This window comes from Rheinheimera sp. ATLC3, assembly GCF_059429535.1.
Genome location: NZ_CM182103.1, coordinates 1 through 16,872 on the forward strand (window position 1 = coordinate 1; position 16,872 = coordinate 16,872).

The window sequence follows — 16,872 nt, forward strand, 5'->3', positions numbered from 1 at the left end:
AAACAAAAACGCAGCTTAAAGCTGCGTTTTTGTTTTTCAGCAGATGTCATTTCAGAAACTGAAAATTGCACGAGCCAGTAGTATAACAAAAGTACTTATCAGCACCACGCCTGCGATGTTCAGTGCTAAGCCAGCCTTTACCATATCGCTTATTTTAAGTTTACCTGACGCAAATATGATTGCATTTGGTGGTGTCGCCACCGGCATCATAAAGGCAAAACTTGCCGCAACAGCAGCGGGTATCACTAGCATTGCTGCTGAGGTGTCAAGTGATACTGCTACAGGCCCGAGCAAGGGCAGAAAGGCTGCTGCAGTGGCTGTATTGCTGGTAACTTCTGTCAGAAAAATAATGACTGACGTTACCAGCACGATGAGCACTAGCAGGTTAACATTGCCAAGCGAGCCGATTTGGCTGGCAATATAAGCAGACAAGCCGGAATTATCAATCTGGGCTGCCAGTGTGAGGCCGCCGCCAAATAATATTAATACGCCCCAGGGTAGGTTCTGGCAGTCCTGCCATTGCAAAATGCGGGTGCCTTCACGAAAAGACACCGGCGTAATAAATAGCAGGCAAGCTGCGGCTATTGCGATAAGGGTATCGTCTAGCTTGATGCCGCTGATATCACTTAGTGCACTGCGAAATATCCAGCAGAATGCTGCTGATGAAAAGATCATGAGCACCAGCTTTTCAGCGCGATGCATACTGCCGAGCTCTTGTAACCGTTGGCGATATAATGCTCTGCTATCAACTGTGCCACTGGATTGCAGTTTAAAATGTATTTGTGTCAGCCAAACCCAGCAAATAACTAGCATACTGATTGATAACGGTAGACCAAATAGCATCCAGTCACTGAAGCTCAGTTGTAACTGGTAGCTTCGTTCGAGATAAGCCGCCAGCAGCGCATTTGGCGGTGTACCAATTAATGTCGCAACGCCGCCTATGCTGGCAGCATAAGCGATAGATAGTAGTACGGCTTTAGCAAAGTTATCATCGTTACTGTCATGCTCTTGTTGCATCGCAATGACTGAAAGGCCTATAGGCAACATCATTACGGCTGTGGCAGTATTAGACATCCACATTGATAAGAATGCCGTTACCAGCATAAGTCCGGCAATTTGCTGGCTTGGCTTGGTACCGACCAATAGCATTGTCAGTAAGGCAATACGCTTATGTAAATTCCAGCGCTCCATAGCGATAGACAACATAAAACCACCAAGAAACAGAAAAATAAGTGGGTGGGCGTAGGGGGCTGTAACGTTGCCAATACTATCGAGTGCTGACAGTGGCACCATAACAATAGGTAGCAGGGCGGTAACAGGTATCGGCACGGGTTCGGTTATCCACCACCAGGCCATCCAGGTTGTTAATCCACTTATGAGCCATGCATTTGGGCTCATGCCGGCAAAAAATGGTTCGAAAACCAATGTAGTAAGAAATAGCGCTGGCCCAGCTAATAGATTGACATAAAAAGGTATTTTAATATTACCTGGCATATCTCACCTTACACTTCTACACAACAGTGTTAGTCTTCGAAACTATTGACTGTACTGGCTGAATTTACTGTCTTGCTGGAATTAAGTAGTTGCTGCTCCAGCATCTTGATTTCAATATCCTCAAGCAAACGCCATTGCCCCGGCTTTAAACCTGCTAAGCGGATATGCATGATGCGGTTACGTTTAAGTGTTACCACATCGTATCCCAGATACTCACACATCCGGCGAATTTGACGGTTGAGTCCCTGCGTCAGGATAATTGAAAAGCTCTGCTTTGAACGCTGCTGAACTTTACAAGGCAGTGTTACAGTGTCCAGTATCGGCACGCCGCGGCTCATTTGCTGAATAAAACGCTCGGTAATTGGCTTGTTTACAGTAACGATATATTCTTTCTCGTGCGCATTGCCTGCGCGCAGAATTTTGTTAACGATATCACCGTCGTTGGTCAGAAATATCAATCCTTCGGACGGTTTATCCAGCCTGCCAATTGGAAAAATACGCTCAGGGTAGCGCACCGCATCGACTATATTGCCCTGAATGTGACGCTCAGTGGTACAGGTAATGCCAACCGGCTTATGGTAGGCAAGGTAGACGCGTTTCGGTTTGTCTTTGAGCGGCTTACCATCAATCAGTACCTGGTCTTGTTCTGAAACTTTAGTGCCGACTGCTGCAATAACACCGTTTATAGTGACATTACCGTTTTCAATTAAACGATCTGCTTCACGGCGCGAACAAAAACCAGTGTCACTGATAAATTTGTTTAAACGATATAAGGTGTTATCTGACATAAAACAAACAATTTCCAAGCGGATTTATAAAGTGGCGATAGTGTAGGGTGATATCTGGTTTTACGCTACTGCCGATAGTAAAAAGGCTTAGCATTGCTAAGCCTTTTCTCGCCACAGCGCAGCGTTACTCACCTGTAGGTGTTTTTCGCTGGCTTTGTGGATTAAGCGAAATAACCTTAGTTTTACTGATTTTATGCCGGTAAATTTCCCGCAGGTATTTAATGGCCTTTTTCACGCTGTCACGGCTTAAACGGATGTCGTTAATCGAAACGAACTTGTCTTTATTATGGATAAGTTCACGATACTTTTTCTCATACATAGGTTTAATAGCGTACCAATTGGTATCAAGAATTTTGGCCGGATTTTCATATTCGTGCAGCATAGTATCCAGTGCGGCTTCATCAAATTCGTCTGAGCGGATAAAGGTTAACATTGCCTGATCCAACTGCTCATCAAACCGATAATTGTCTTTAGCAAAACAGCGTTTAATAAAGGCAACGATCAGGGTTAGAAAATCATCACTCAAGCAGGGGCTTTTTACAATCAGGGTTGTTAACGAAATATTTGCAGAAGCGCCTATTACCAGCGCATAGCGCTTTAATGTGGTATTAGGGAACAGAGAGTTAAGATGTGATTTTAACCGGTTTAAATCCATATATGATAATTTATAATCTTTTGGCAATGACACTATTGAAACAACTGACGAGCAGTTTTTGAAGAAATGCAGATCTTTGAGATCCGCTGCGTTATAACCGTTCTTAACATAGCTGGCTAATGTTTCGCGATAGCGGCCAGATTCAATTGGTAATAAACTGATGCCCTCAATAGCTTGCGTAACCTTGTTAAAGTGAGGCAAATCTATTGAGCGGAAAAACAAGTCGTCGATGTTCAGACCGCTACTGGATTTTTTATCTGTACTGCCGTTGTCGGGCGGAATGACAGACTCAGCATAAGCCACTGCAACCGGCCCCGCCAGGCTCATGAATAAATCGTTAGCATCAAGCCGTATCGTCTCGCCGATATCAATACCTGCCCGGCGGAAATAGTTCTCGTCATAATCCGTGGTTACTGCCTGGGCAGTCAAGATGTTAAATATTTGCTGTGAAATATACTGATTGGCATATTTTTCCATCGCATTGACATCAATATGCTGAATGCCCCCGTCGTCAGTCTCTTCGGCGTAGCGCATAATGTCGTTAGAAATCAGCATCATCGCATTCCAAGGCCGTATGCGATGCATAACACTGGATTCGCTGCTGTCTTCGTTGTCGAAGTTGTATGAAAAATCCCACTCTTCGGCCAGATACTTACATAACAGGCGGCCGGCGTTAATATGCAGTGCTTCCGACATCTCTACGCCGTGGTCAGAGATATTAGGCAGAATACAAATACCACTGGTGAAAATAGGCTCGAATACGAAAGAGTGTCCCCGGTTTTCCTCGTCTTCAGCCAGCATACGGGTATCAAACGTTTTACTCATATATGCATACTGCTGTGCCAGGCCAAACTCGGATGCCATACCTGACCCTGTACCACCACCGGCACTGAAGATATAAAAGTACAGTCTGGACTGATTGGCTTTGATACCGCAGGAGTCGATTAGGTAGGAGTGAATGAACTTCCAGTCCGCATTGGCAAAACGCTGAGTGTCTTTATTCAGGATAATTTTTGCCAGATACTGCCCTAAGATAGGTGCGTTGCCAGCACCTCCGGCATGTACTTCAGACAAGTCCATTATTTTCATTTTGGTGTAGTCATGCAGGAAGCCGCTTTTTTCACCTTTGTGGGAAAAACGGATCCGGCCTTCAATGTCTTTGTCGAGATCTCCCAACATTACCAGTGGCTCGATTAAAAACACCGGTTTTATCGACTGGGAATTTTCCAGATGCAGGCTGCGCTTTATCCAGCGCATAGGGCGGTATTCCTGCTCCCGGTTTTGCTTTTCTTCGTTATTAAACTCGCTGAGGTAAAAATTACGTGCATTGTAGACTAAAGATGCAACATCCAGCGCGATATTTGAACCGCAGCGGCCAAGCCCTATCAGGCAGACAGACGGAAAGTGCTGCTGCTTTCGGCTTTGGATCTCATTATCAGGGTTTGATACCGGAAATACGTTGGCCCGCAGTGCATCGAGATTGGTTAGAATTTTATTCAGATCGCGCTCGGTAAAATACATATAGCGATCGCTGGCAAAGGAGGGTGATGGAAGCGGTGCTGCAGGCTTTTTTATCACCGGCTTCACGGTAACCATATCATCTTGCGTAGACGTTTCTGTTTTTATTTTATTGTTCATATCACTACTTCCAATCTCTGGCGAGGCAATAAGGCTAAGTAAATTAATACTACGGACAATATTAAAAGTAGTAGCAGATTAAAATTAAGCCAATGAAATAACTAAATATAAAATGCGCTGTTTTAACGAGATTAAAGAGTGATTTATATAAGAAACAAGAGGTTGGTTTTTAGCGCCGGCATATTAACCTGGTTGATATGCCGGACAATCAATGCAGGACATCACATATTGGGATAGTTGGGGCCGCCAGCACCTTCCGGCGTTACCCAGATAATATTTTGTGCCGGATCCTTAATGTCACAGGTCTTACAATGGATACAGTTTTGAGCGTTGATTTGAAACTTAGGCTGATGATTTTCATCTTCTACAATTTCATAAACGCCAGCCGGGCAGTACCGCTGAGCTGGTTCATCATAGACCGGCAGGTTTACCGCTATCGGAATGCTACTGTCTTTTAATTTTAAATGACATGGTTGCTCTTCCTCATGGTTGGTATTGGATAAATACACCGATGATAAGCGGTCAAAACTTAACACATTGTCTGGTTTTGGATACTGGATCACAGTCGCCTCGCTAGCGGGTTTAAGCTGGGCATAGTCATACGTATCGTCTTTTAACGTAAAAGGTAATTTACCACCAAACCAGTTCTGCTCCAGCGTATTAAAAGCTCCGCCCCAGAAAGTGCCGAATTTGTGCATTGCCGGGCCGAAATTGCGCGACCGGTATAACTCATCATATAACCAGCTATTGGCCAGCGTGTCTGCAAACTGGGTAAGATCCTGGCCGCCTGCATCATCTTGCTGTAATACACTAAACAGCACTTCTGCCGCCAGCATGCCGGATTTCATTGCTGTATGGTTACCCTTAATTTTGGCAAAATTCAATGTTCCGGCATCACACCCAACTAGCAGACCGCCGTTAAAGCTCATTTTTGGCAAGCTATTTAAGCCACCTTTGGCTATAGCCCGCGCGCCATAGCTAACGCGTTTGCCACCGTTAAGATATTGACGAATGACAGGGTGATGCTTGTAGCGCTGAAATTCAGCAAACGGGTTTAGGTGAGGGTTGCTGTAATTCAGGTCGACAATCAGCCCAACTACTATCTGGTTATTTTCAGCATGGTACAGGTAACCACCACCGGAGGTGTCGCCTGTCAGAGGCCAGCCGGCAGAATGCACCACTAAACCTTCTTTATGCTGTTCTGCCGGAATATCCCAGATTTCTTTAAACCCCAATGCATAATGTTGAGGAGATTTTCCAGCGTCAAGGTTGAACTGCTTAATTAACTGTTTGCCCAGATGGCCGCGACAACCTTCTGCAAATACGGTATATTTAGCCCGCAGCTCCATACCAGGCGTAAAACTGTCTTTGGGCTTACCTTCGCGATCCAGTCCCATATCGCCAATCAGAATGCCTTTGACTACATTTTCTTCCAGCAGCACGTCACCGGCAGCAAAGCCCGGAAAAATCTCAACACCTAATTGCTCAGCCTGTTGGGCAAGCCAGCGGCACAGGTTAGCTATAGAGACAATATAATTGCCATCATTGTGCATCGTCTTAGGTACAGCAAAGCCAGGAAGCTTGCGCGCATTTTGGCCATCATTAAACAGATAAATATCATCATGGCTGACTGCAGTGGTGACAGGGGCGCCAAGCTGTTTCCAGTCGGGTAGCAACTCATCCAGTGCCCGAGTTTCAAACACGGCACCAGACAGAATATGAGCGCCAACTTCGGAGCCTTTTTCCACCACACAGACACTGAGCTCCCGGGTAGCTTTCTTAGCCTGTTGCATCAATCTGATCGCGGTTGATAAGCCAGCAGGACCTGCGCCTACAATTACCACGTCAAATTCCATTGATTCTCTTTCCACTGCGCGAACTCCTTGGAGTTTATTATTTACAGCATACGCCGTTTTTATCATGTTGATTAGGGTATTGTAGGTTGACGTTAACGTCAACAGTAAGTAGATTGTCGCAACGAGTCCATCTTAGCTTTACCTTCACGTAAACCTGCGGCATATAATGCAGCAATAGCAGGGCAGAGAACGAGGAAATTATGAAAATATTGGTGCCGGTAAAACGGGTAATAGATTACAACGTTAAAGTTCGGGTTAAAGCTGATCAAACAGGTGTCGATCTGGCTAACGTAAAAATGGCATTGAACCCGTTTTGTGAAATCGCAGTAGAAGAAGCTGTACGGTTAAAAGAAGCAGGTACAGCGTCTGAAGTGGTAGTGGTTTCAATTGGCACGACTGCAGTGCAGGAACAGTTACGCACTGCACTGGCGTTAGGTGCTGACCGGGCACTGCATATTGAAACCGATTTAAATCTGGACTCATTACAGGTTGCGAAGCTACTGGCGAAAGTAGTTGCTGATGAACAGCCGGGAATGATTATTCTTGGTAAACAGGCGATCGACTCTGATAACAACCAAACCGCACAGATGCTAGCAGCGCTGACGGGTATGGGCCAGGGTACCTTCGCTTCTAAGGTGGTCGTAGACGGCGGCAAAGTGCAGGTTACCCGTGAAATTGATGGTGGTTTACAGACCGTAGAACTGACATTGCCTGCTGTAGTATCAACTGATCTGCGGTTGAATGAACCGCGCTACGCGTCACTGCCTAACATTATGAAAGCGAAGAAAAAGCCGCTGGATGTTAAAGCTGCAGACAGCTACGGCGTAAGCCTTGAATCGAAAGTTTCTTTGCTGAAGGTCGCGGCTCCGGCGGTGCGTCAGGGTGGCGTCAAAGTAGAGTCAGTGGCAGAGCTGGTTGATAAATTAAAGCATGAAGCGAAGGTGATCTAATGGCTATTTTACTTATTGCAGAACATAACAACCAAAGCCTGAAAACCGAAACGCATAAAGTGGTGCAGGCGGCAGCCGCTATTGGCGGAGAGATTACCGTACTGGTTGCTGGTTTTAACTGCGCTGCGGCGGCATCTGAAGCCGCAACGATTAGCGGTGTAAATAAAGTACTGGTTGCAGATAATGCAGCATACGAGCATCAATTAGCAGAAAATATAGCAGCGCTTGTGGCTGAGTTGGGTAAAGATTTCAGCCATATTCTGACGGCAGCGACCACAACGGGTAAAAACTTCTTACCACGCGTAGCAGCATTGTTAGATGTGGCACAGATTTCTGACGTTATCGCAATCGAAAGCGCAGATACATTTGTGCGGCCAATTTACGCCGGTAATGCTATTGCTACCGTGCAATCTGCTGATGCCATTAAAGTGTTGACGGTGCGTCCAGCGGCATTTCGCGCAGCAGAGACCGGTAACAATGCAGCCGTTGAAGCACTGTCTTCAGTGCATGATGCAGTTGTATCACGTTATGTAAGTGAGGAGCTTACTAAGTCAGAAAGGCCTGAATTAAGCGCAGCCCGTGTTGTGATTTCAGGCGGTCGTGGCATGCAAAATGGTGAAAATTTCGCGTTACTAAATGGTATTGCCGATAAACTGGGTGCCGCTATTGGTGCATCACGGGCTGCGGTAGATGCGGGTTTTGTGCCGAATGATATGCAGGTTGGTCAAACTGGCAAGATAGTTGCGCCAGAGCTCTATATCGCTGTTGGTATTTCAGGTGCTATTCAACACCTGGCTGGGATGAAAGATTCAAAAATCATCGTGGCGATAAACAAAGATGCTGAAGCCCCCATTTTTCAGGTTGCCGATTATGGGCTGGTGGCAGATCTGTTTACGGTACTGCCTGAATTGGAACAGCAGTTGTAGATAAACATTGCACCGCAGAAGCCAGCATTGCGCTGGCTTTTTTATTGCGGGAGCTTGTTGCGATACCAAATTGCCCGTTAATATACAGCGTTATTGTTGCCAAGGATGCTATTATGCCTGCTGTGATCCGCCACGCTGAACCTGCTGATATTGATGCGATAAAATCCATTTATGATCAGTCAACCGTTTATGCTAACACCTTACAACTACCTTATCAGCCAGTCGCCAACTGGCAACGACTATACACTGCAGGTGCCGGTTTTTATAATCTGGTTGCAGAAGTCGAAGGCGCGGTAGTCGGGCAACTTGGCATGCAGGTTTGTCAGAATCCCCGCCGCCGTCATGTTGCTGAAATCGGTATGGGGGTGTCTGAGGAATATCAGGGGCAGGGGATTGGTTCAGCCTTGCTGCGCGCGGCACTGGAGATGGCCGACAACTGGTTGAATATCAGACGGGTAGAATTGACAGTGTACAGCAGCAATGAAGCTGCTATAGCCCTGTATGAACGTTTTGGTTTTGAAGTTGAGGCCGAGCTGGCAGATTATGCCTTCCAATATGGTAAATATGTTACTGCTCTGGCGATGGCACGTATTAACAACGTCAGCGGATAGTAAAAAGGCACCAACGGTGCCCTTTTTATAACTAGTTCATTTCGCTGTTTTTCTTGCACTGTTCCGTGTCTTTACACTCACCGTACAAATACAGGCTGTGGTGTGTCAGCTTGATACCATTCTTTTCTGCAATTTCCAGCTGCTTTGCTTCAATTACCTCGTCTTCGAACTCGATAACCTTACCGCATTTCAGGCAGACCAAATGATCGTGGTGGCTGCCACCGGTAAGTTCAAATACTGATTTACCACCTTCAAAGTGGTGACGGGTTAATATGCCTGCGTCATCAAACTGATTCAACACGCGGTATACGGTCGCCAGGCCGATATCTTCACCAATTTCTAACAGCAACTTGTATACGTCTTCAGCACTGATGTGCTGGTGCTTAGGGTCCTGTAGGATCTCTAAAATTTTTACTCTTGGCAGAGTAACTTTCAGGCCGGCTTTACGTAACTCATTGTTGTGATCTGGCATATTCATTCTGATTCTGGCTTATATATGCAAAGGATTATAAAGGCATTGCCGACAGATTGAAATGGCAAAATAGTGCAATAGGGACAAAGCTGCGCTTGTACTGTGATTTTACTGTCGTACAATGGCAGGATACAGGTCATACCAGAGATAAAAGATGAAATGGGCATTTAACCCCGCAGTGATGCGCAGATTGCTGAACTTCTGGCCACCTTTTTTGTTTCCGGGCATAAAAGTGGAAGAGCTAAGCACAGATTATCGCTATTGCAGAGTGATACTGAAAGGACGACCCTGGACGCGTAACATTAATAGTAGCCAGTTTGGCGGCTCTATGTTTGCAATGACTGATCCCATTTACCCTCTTATGCTAATGGGAGCATTGGGTAAAGAGTATCTGGTTTGGGATAAACAGGCAGATATCGACTTCATAACACCAGGTATTGGCAAGTTGACGGCTGAGTTCTGGTTATCCGACGATGCGATAGACGGTATAAAAGCCGCAACAGACAGTGGCGAGAAACATTTTCCGCAGTTTGTGGTACATATTAAAGACAGTAAAAACCAGATAGTCGCTGAGGTTAACCGTACTGTGTATATCAGAAAAAAAGCGAAATACCGGCCGCTTTGAACTAAGCAACAAAAAGCCGGCGTATCAGCCGGCCTTGTTATGTTTACAGCGCTTCAAACTCTTTCAGACTCATTTCATCGTAAATTTGTTTGCACCACTGTTTAACACGTTGTTCAGTCAGCTCTGGCTGCCGGTCTTCGTCTATGCCTAAACCGATAAAGTGATTGTCATCGGCTAAAGCTTTAGAGGCTACAAAGTTATAGCCTGCCGTTGGCCAGTGACCAACAATGATTGCGCCTTTGGGCTCGATAATATCGCGCAGTGTGCCCATCGCATCAAGGAAGTATTCAGCATAATCTTCCTGATCACCACAACCGAAAATAGCAACCAGCTTATTACTGAAGTCGATATTTTCCAGCTCAGGAAAAAAATCATCCCAGTCACACTGGGCTTCGCCGTAGTACCAGGTTGGAATACCCAATAGCAATAAGTCAAAGCCAGCGATATCTTCTTTGCTGCTTTTTGCTATATCACGTACGTCGAACAAATGTTTACCCAGCTCTTTCTGGATCATTTTGGCGATATGTTCAGTGTTACCTGTATCGCTACCGAAAAAAATGCCTACAGTTGCCATTAATCTAACCTTCTTACCTGGTTAAAACCTGTGTCAAAATATGTTCTATATACGCACTGCGTGTCATATCCGCTTTGCCGGCTTCTTTACTCAATGCGGTATACAGCTCGTCGGATACTTTGAATTCAATACGTTTTAAGCCTTTGCTGCGATCGCGCCTGATTTGATTACGCTTGTTAAGCTTAAGCTGTTCTTCCCGCGGCAGTGGATTCGTTTTGGGTCTGCCGGGGCGTTTTTCCTGCGCAAATAAATCAATGGTGGTGCGATCAGTGGCAATCTTCGCCATCGATCTAAACCTTACTACTCAAAAAAATAGGGCACGATACTTTTTATAATGAACACCGCGGGTGACAGAAAAAGCACCAGCCACACAAAAAACTGACCTATTTTAGGTGCATTGCTTTTCTTTAAAACGTCGCGGATCGCCATGATTATAAAGAGGTATAAGACACCCAGGCCTAACCACAAACCCAGCGATTCAAACTGCTCTATAGACATAGTGCTACCACCACCCCCTCAAAAGTGCGCGCACTATAGCATAATTTGAATAAAAATTTAGTGCGCTAGCGCAATAAAAACTCCTGCACCAGCCTGGTAAAGGCTGCAGGCTTTTCCGCATGTAACCAGTGTCCTGTGCCTTGAATGATTTTTGCCTGTGCGTTGGGAAACAGCCGGTTAATGACTTCTTTGTGCTCGGGTAAAATGTAGTCTGACTCGCCGCCTTTAATAAAAAGCACCGGGCCCTCGTACTGGCCTTTAGCCATGGGAGCATCAGTAAGTGCGCTGTAGTTTGCTTTTAAAGCGTTAAGGTTAAAGCGCCAGTAAAATTTGTCGTCTTCTTTTATCAGGCTTTTTAGCAGAAATTGCCTTACTCCTGCCTCTTTTACGAAAGCAGACATCTGCTCATCTGCCTGAGCCCGGCTGGATAAGTTTGCGATATCGACTGCAAACAGACCGGAGAAAATACTGTTGTGCCGGGGCGGGTAAGCCACCGGTGCTACATCTGCGGCGATTAGCTTGGTTACCCGCTGCGGGTACAATAGCGCGAATGTCATCGCCAATTTTCCACCCATAGAATGTCCCAATAAAGCGGCTTTACTGATGTTCAGTGCGTCTAGCGTTTGTGCTAAGTCATCAGCCATCAATTTGTAGTTCATCTGCTCACTGTGCCCGGAGCGGCCATGGTTACGCACATCAACGTTAATGATGTGATATTGTTCACCTAGGCTGCGGGCTATGACGCCAAGGTTTTCGTAGCTACCGAACAGACCATGGATCAGAACCACCGGCTCTGCTGTGCTCTCGGTCAGGCCACTACTGTGGGTATATAAAAGCATGTATAACTCATCTGGTTAACGGGTGGATTAGTCTAGCAAATCATGCCGCTGGCGTCAGTCGATAAGGCTTTATATAATGAAGCCAACTTTAGTGCGCGGAATAAATATATGAAAACCATCGAAATAGATGATGAGCTGTATCAGTACATTGCCGGCCAAACGCAGAAGATCGGTGAAAGTGCGTCAGAAATTTTAAGACGGCTGTTGCTTGGCGATGCTAAAGCGGCTGTCACTGCGACAGAAACAGAGGCAGTGCCAACAAAAATTGCTGCAAATAGTAATATTTTTGACTTACTTAACCGACAAGATTTACAGGCAGAATCCAGTGTTGTCGGGCGCTTTCTGTTTATTTTGTCGACGCTGGCGCGGGCACACAAAAAGCAATTTCATAAAGTGCTGGAAATAAAGGGCCGTAACCGGCTGTATTTTGGCCGCACGGCAGAAGAGTTATCAGAAGCCGGTAGTAGCACTAACCCTAAACCTATCCCGAATACAGAGTTTTGGGTAATAACCAATTCCAATACTACCCGTAAAAAAATGATGTTAACCGAAACCGCGGTGAAACTCGGTTATAGTGAACAGGACGCAGAGCGTATTCGCGATTTGTTATAACAAGGAATTTTTATGTCTTTACATCCGCTGGCAGGGCAACAGGTACCAACGTCGTTAATTCCGAATATCAGCCGCCTGATGACGGCTTATTATGTGTTGGAGCCCGATGTGCATATGTATCCGGAACACAAAGTGAGTTTTGGTACGTCAGGCCATCGGGGCAGTGCCTTACAGTGTTCCTTTAACGAGCCTCATGTGCTGGCAATTTGCCAGGCAATTGCGGATTACCGGAAAAAACAGGGCATTACCGGACCGCTGTTTTTGGGTAAAGACACTCATGCGCTGTCAGAAGCCGCCTTTGCCAGTGCGTTAGAAGTACTGATAGCCAACAAAATCCAGGTTTGTATTCAGAAAGATCTGGGTTATACGCCGACACCCGTTATTTCACATGCCATTTTGACGCAAAACAAAGACGCTGATAACCGCCTGGCAGATGGCATAGTTATTACACCTTCGCATAACCCGCCGCAGGATGGTGGCATCAAATACAATCCACCGCATGGCGGGCCAGCCGACAGCGATGTCACCAATTGGATTGAGCAACGCGCCAATGAGCTGCTGGCAAAGGAGCTTGAAGGGGTCAAAATGATGCCATATGCGCTGGCACTGCAATCTGGTTATTGTCAGCATATCGATTACATTCAGCATTATGTTGACGACCTGGAAAATGTTGTGGATATGGCTGCTATCGCAAAAGCTGGCATCCGCATTGGTGTTGACCCGTTAGGTGGCTCTGGTCTGGCATATTGGCCACGCATCGCTGAGCGTTACGGCATAAATATTACTGTTGTCAATGATAAAGTCGACCCGGCATTTGCCTTTATGCCGCTGGATAAAGACGGGCAAATCCGTATGGACTGCTCATCGGCTTACGCGATGGCGAATTTAATTCAGTTAAAAGATCAATTTGATATCGGCATTGGCAATGATCCCGATTTCGACCGGCACGGCATAGTTACCCGCAGTGGTGGCTTGATGAACCCTAACCATTATCTGGCGGTGGCGATTAATTACCTGTTGGCTAACCGGCCTGATTGGGATACCAGCTTAGTGATTGGCAAAACACTGGTATCCAGCGCACTAATTGACCGTGTGGTTGCCGCCCGTGGCCGCAACTTGTACGAGGTACCTGTTGGCTTTAAGTGGTTTGTCAGCGGCTTACACAAAGGCGAAGTGGCCTTTGGTGGCGAAGAAAGCGCCGGCGCCAGTTTTCTGCGCTTTGATGGCACGGCTTGGTCTACAGACAAAGATGGTATCATTTTAGGCCTGTTAGCCGCTGAAATACTGGCCAAAACAGGTGTAGATCCTTATCAGCAGTATCAGGCACTGACCAAAGAGTTGGGCTCGCCACTGTACCGCCGGCTCGATGCACCAGCCAGCAGTGAGCAAAAGGCTGCGCTAAAAAAGCTTGATGTCAGCAGTGTTACGCAAACGACGCTGGCAGGTGACGACATCTTAGCCGTACTCACTAAAGCTGAAGGCAATCAGGCTGATATTGGCGGGGTAAAAGTGGTTACGCGTAATGGCTGGTTTGCCGCGCGGCCATCCGGTACAGAAAACGCTTATAAAATTTATCTCGAGAGCTTTGTCGATCAAGCGCATCTGCTACAGTTAGAGCATGATGCCAAGGCTTTCGTTGAATACGTATTCAGTAAAATGTAACTTATTGAATTATATAAAAATTAAAATGTAATTAAGTTTCAGGTGATGCTGTTTATTTTGCTATCAGGCAGGACATAGGGTATTTTTTTGTAATAATTCTACATATGCCGCTATTTTGTTGAAAATTCAGGCATTAACTAATCAGGATTTGTAATGAAAAAACAAACTGTTTCTGCCAGTACCGGTATGAGCCAGATAAATACCGAGCAACTTAAAGAGCAAATTATCCGCCATTTACACTCGACGTTGGGAACCGACGTAAACAAAGCCAGCCCGCAAGCGTGGTGGCGTGCAACCTGTGCAGCAGTGAATGAGCAGGTGTATGACGGTTTACGTAATACCCAGCGGACGCATTACGAACAAAACACCCGGGCATTGCATTACTTTAGCCTTGAGTATCTGATGGGCCGGCTGTTTAGCAATAACCTGCATAATCTTGGGTTGTATGAACAGGCTAAACAGGCTTTGGCAGAGCTTGGGCTGAATATCGCTGATCTGGAAGATCAGGAAGAAGACATGGCGCTGGGTAATGGTGGTCTTGGCCGTTTAGCTGCATGTTTTATCGATTCGTTGGCGACATTGAATTATCCGGCCATTGGTTATGGTATTCATTACGAGCATGGCTTGTTTCAACAGAGCTTCCAGGATGGGCGCCAGATTGAGCGGCCGGATAGTTGGCGAGAATATGGCAACCCGTGGGAGATTTGCCGGCCTGAATCCGTGCAGGAGATATCTGTTTATGGCTATGTCGAGACCGTATACGATTTGCAGGGCAAAATGAAAAAAGTCTGGCACCCGGGCCGTATTATCAAAGGTGTGCCATGGGATATCCCGATCGTTGGCTACAACGGCAGCTCCGTTAACGTTTTGCGGCTGTGGGAGAGCCGGGCCAGTGATTTCTTTAACTGGGACGTGTTTAACTCTGGCGGCTATATCGATGCGGCAAGGGAAAACATCGAGGCAGAAACCATCTCTAAAGTACTGTATCCAAATGATGAAACCGATGCCGGCAAAGAACTGCGGCTCATTCAGCAGTACTTCTTCGTCTCCTGTTCACTAAAAGATATTATCCGCCGTTATAAGCGGGCGCATGGTGATGACTGGAGCGACTTTGCCAAACAGGTGGTGATCCAGCTAAATGATACGCACCCGGCGGTGTCTATTCCCGAATTGATGCGTATTCTGGTTGACCGCGCTGAAATGCAGTGGGATCAGGCGTGGAATATCTGCCAACAGGTATTTGCTTATACCAACCATACGCTGTTGCCTGAAGCGCTGGAAAAATGGCCGGTCAGATTGTTCGAGAAAGTGTTACCCCGCCATCTGGAGATTATTTACGAGATTAACCGTCGCTTCCTGGTAGAGCAGGTCGATGTGTTATGGCCAGGCGACAACGATAAAAAACGTAAGCTGTCCATCATTGAAGAAGGCCATGATCCTATGGTGCGGATGGGACACTTATCTGTAGTGGGCTCTTTCAAGGTAAACGGCGTGGCTGAAATTCACTCGCAACTGGTGAAATCAGACCTGTTCCCTGAAATGGTAGCGCTATGGCCAGACAAGTTCACTAACGTGACTAACGGTGTAACGCCGCGGCGCTGGCTGAAAGCCTGTAATCCAAAGCTGGCGAAACTGCTCGACAGTAAAATTGGTGATAACTGGCCAACCGATCTTAAGCAGTTGTCTAAGTTCGCTGCCTTTGCCGATGATCCTGCCGTACAGCAGAGTTTTATGGCGATAAAACAGCAAAACAAAGCCGAGTTGGCTACGGTGGTTAAAAAGCTAACTCAGATTGATATCGACCCTCATGCCATTTTTGATATCCAGATCAAGCGCCTGCATGAGTACAAACGCCAGCACCTGAACCTGTTGCATATACTGGCACTGTACCGCCGTATTCTGCAGGATCCGGACTACGATATGGTACCCCGGGTATTCCTGTTCGGCGCTAAAGCGGCGCCGGGCTACAAGCTGGCGAAAGAAATCATCTATGCCATTAATAAGGTGGCAGAGAAAATTAACCACGATAAACGGGTGAAAAACCGGCTTAAAGTGGTATTCATGCCAAACTACCGTGTAACGCTGGCTGAGAAGATGATCCCGGCTGCTGATGTTTCAGAGCAAATATCTACTGCAGGTAAAGAGGCTTCGGGCACAGGCAATATGAAATTGGCGTTAAATGGCGCTATTACCGTCGGTACGCTGGACGGTGCCAATATCGAAATTGCTGAAGAAGTGGGCAGCGACAACATTGCCATTTTCGGTTTAACGGTAGATGAAGTAAAAGCGCTACACGCCAAAGGTTATAACAGCGCTGACTACTACTATACGAATCCTGAGATTAAAGCCATTCTGGACTGGCTGGAAACCGACTATTTTACACCGGGTAAACCTGGGGAGCTGTCTGCGATTAAACGCAGCTTATTAGAAGGCGGCGACCCTTATCTGGTGCTGGCTGACTTTGAAAGCTACGTTAAAGCACATGAAAAAGTCGATTCCTGGTATCGCGATCAGGCCGGCTGGGCGAAAAAGGCTATGCTGAACACTGCATCTGTTGGCAAGTTTACCTCGGACCGTTCGATTGAGGATTATGTCAGCCGCGTCTGGCAGCTTAAAAAGTGCAATATTACCGCGCAATAACAAAAAGGCCTGTCACTGACAGGCCTTTTTTC

16 protein-coding genes are annotated in these 16,872 nt (G+C 46.4%); 7 read left to right on the top strand and 9 right to left on the bottom strand.

The window, feature by feature from the left end; genetic code table 11:
- Positions 1–51 precede the first annotated feature (51 nt).
- The 4 genes from AC5SV9_RS00005 to AC5SV9_RS00020 form a co-directional block, all read right to left on the bottom strand.
- Positions 52–1,494: an SLC13 family permease gene (locus AC5SV9_RS00005; RefSeq protein ID WP_475150554.1), complete on the bottom strand. Its 1,443-nt coding sequence runs from the start codon at positions 1,492–1,494 to the stop codon at positions 52–54.
- Positions 1,495–1,523: 29 nt separating this feature from the next.
- Entirely contained in the window at positions 1,524–2,282 is a 759-nt protein-coding gene (gene rluF / locus AC5SV9_RS00010) for a 23S rRNA pseudouridine(2604) synthase RluF (protein ID WP_475150552.1), read from the bottom strand.
- A gap of 124 nt (positions 2,283–2,406) precedes the next feature.
- Positions 2,407–4,575 carry a hypothetical protein gene (locus AC5SV9_RS00015; RefSeq protein WP_475150549.1) on the bottom strand — a complete coding sequence of 723 codons (2,169 nt, stop codon included), beginning with the start codon at positions 4,573–4,575 and terminating at the stop codon, positions 2,407–2,409.
- A gap of 221 nt (positions 4,576–4,796) precedes the next feature.
- A complete protein-coding gene (locus AC5SV9_RS00020) occupies positions 4,797–6,446 on the bottom strand; it encodes an electron transfer flavoprotein-ubiquinone oxidoreductase (protein ID WP_475150547.1) in 1,650 nt (549 codons plus the stop codon).
- Positions 6,447–6,631: 185 nt separating this feature from the next.
- On the opposite strand from AC5SV9_RS00020, the gene AC5SV9_RS00025 reads away from it, so the two are divergent.
- The 3 genes from AC5SV9_RS00025 to AC5SV9_RS00035 all read left to right on the top strand — a co-directional run bounded on the left by AC5SV9_RS00025 (position 6,632) and on the right by AC5SV9_RS00035 (position 8,918).
- The gene (locus AC5SV9_RS00025; protein ID WP_475150546.1) at positions 6,632–7,381 is read left to right on the top strand and encodes an electron transfer flavoprotein subunit beta/FixA family protein; all 750 of its coding nucleotides are present in this window, start codon (positions 6,632–6,634) and stop codon (positions 7,379–7,381) included.
- Positions 7,381–8,307 carry an electron transfer flavoprotein subunit alpha/FixB family protein gene (locus AC5SV9_RS00030; protein WP_475150543.1) on the top strand — a complete coding sequence of 309 codons (927 nt, stop codon included), beginning with the start codon at positions 7,381–7,383 and terminating at the stop codon, positions 8,305–8,307. Before AC5SV9_RS00025 ends, AC5SV9_RS00030 begins: the two co-directional genes overlap by 1 nt.
- Positions 8,308–8,420: 113 nt before the next feature.
- Positions 8,421–8,918 carry a GNAT family N-acetyltransferase gene (locus AC5SV9_RS00035; protein ID WP_475150541.1) on the top strand — a complete coding sequence of 166 codons (498 nt, stop codon included), beginning with the start codon at positions 8,421–8,423 and terminating at the stop codon, positions 8,916–8,918.
- 31 nt (positions 8,919–8,949) lie between these two features.
- On the opposite strand, the gene fur is transcribed toward AC5SV9_RS00035, so the two are convergent.
- On the bottom strand, positions 8,950–9,390 hold the full coding sequence (fur, locus tag AC5SV9_RS00040) for a ferric iron uptake transcriptional regulator (RefSeq protein WP_134055251.1): 441 nt from the start codon (positions 9,388–9,390) through the stop codon (positions 8,950–8,952).
- Between the two features lie 154 nt (positions 9,391–9,544).
- Here fur and AC5SV9_RS00045 point away from each other — a divergent pair, with 154 nt between their 5' ends.
- A complete protein-coding gene (locus AC5SV9_RS00045; protein ID WP_475150539.1) occupies positions 9,545–10,015 on the top strand; it encodes a DUF4442 domain-containing protein in 471 nt (156 codons plus the stop codon).
- A gap of 43 nt (positions 10,016–10,058) precedes the next feature.
- Here AC5SV9_RS00045 and fldA read toward each other — a convergent pair whose 3' ends face one another.
- From fldA to AC5SV9_RS00065, 4 genes are all read right to left on the bottom strand, one after another.
- Positions 10,059–10,589 (bottom strand): flavodoxin FldA, encoded by a 531-nt coding sequence (fldA, locus tag AC5SV9_RS00050; protein ID WP_226765386.1) that lies wholly within the window; start codon positions 10,587–10,589, stop codon positions 10,059–10,061.
- A 13-nt stretch (positions 10,590–10,602) separates the two neighbouring features.
- On the bottom strand, positions 10,603–10,875 hold the full coding sequence (gene ybfE, locus AC5SV9_RS00055; RefSeq protein WP_475150537.1) for a LexA regulated protein: 273 nt from the start codon (positions 10,873–10,875) through the stop codon (positions 10,603–10,605).
- 14 nt (positions 10,876–10,889) lie between these two features.
- Entirely contained in the window at positions 10,890–11,087 is a 198-nt protein-coding gene (locus AC5SV9_RS00060; RefSeq protein ID WP_134054896.1) for a DUF2788 domain-containing protein, read from the bottom strand.
- 65 nt (positions 11,088–11,152) lie between these two features.
- The gene (locus tag AC5SV9_RS00065; RefSeq protein ID WP_475150534.1) at positions 11,153–11,926 is read right to left on the bottom strand and encodes an alpha/beta fold hydrolase; all 774 of its coding nucleotides are present in this window, start codon (positions 11,924–11,926) and stop codon (positions 11,153–11,155) included.
- Positions 11,927–12,034: 108 nt separating this feature from the next.
- On the opposite strand from AC5SV9_RS00065, the gene seqA reads away from it, so the two are divergent.
- The 3 genes from seqA (at position 12,035) to AC5SV9_RS00080 (ending at position 16,840) form a co-directional block, all read left to right on the top strand.
- Entirely contained in the window at positions 12,035–12,538 is a 504-nt protein-coding gene (seqA, locus tag AC5SV9_RS00070) for a replication initiation negative regulator SeqA (protein WP_475150533.1), read from the top strand.
- A 12-nt stretch (positions 12,539–12,550) separates the two neighbouring features.
- A complete protein-coding gene (gene pgm / locus AC5SV9_RS00075) occupies positions 12,551–14,200 on the top strand; it encodes a phosphoglucomutase (alpha-D-glucose-1,6-bisphosphate-dependent) (protein WP_475150530.1) in 1,650 nt (549 codons plus the stop codon).
- Positions 14,201–14,353: 153 nt separating this feature from the next.
- Positions 14,354–16,840 carry a glycogen/starch/alpha-glucan phosphorylase gene (locus AC5SV9_RS00080; protein ID WP_475150529.1) on the top strand — a complete coding sequence of 829 codons (2,487 nt, stop codon included), beginning with the start codon at positions 14,354–14,356 and terminating at the stop codon, positions 16,838–16,840.
- The last annotated feature ends 32 nt before the right edge of the window (positions 16,841–16,872 follow it).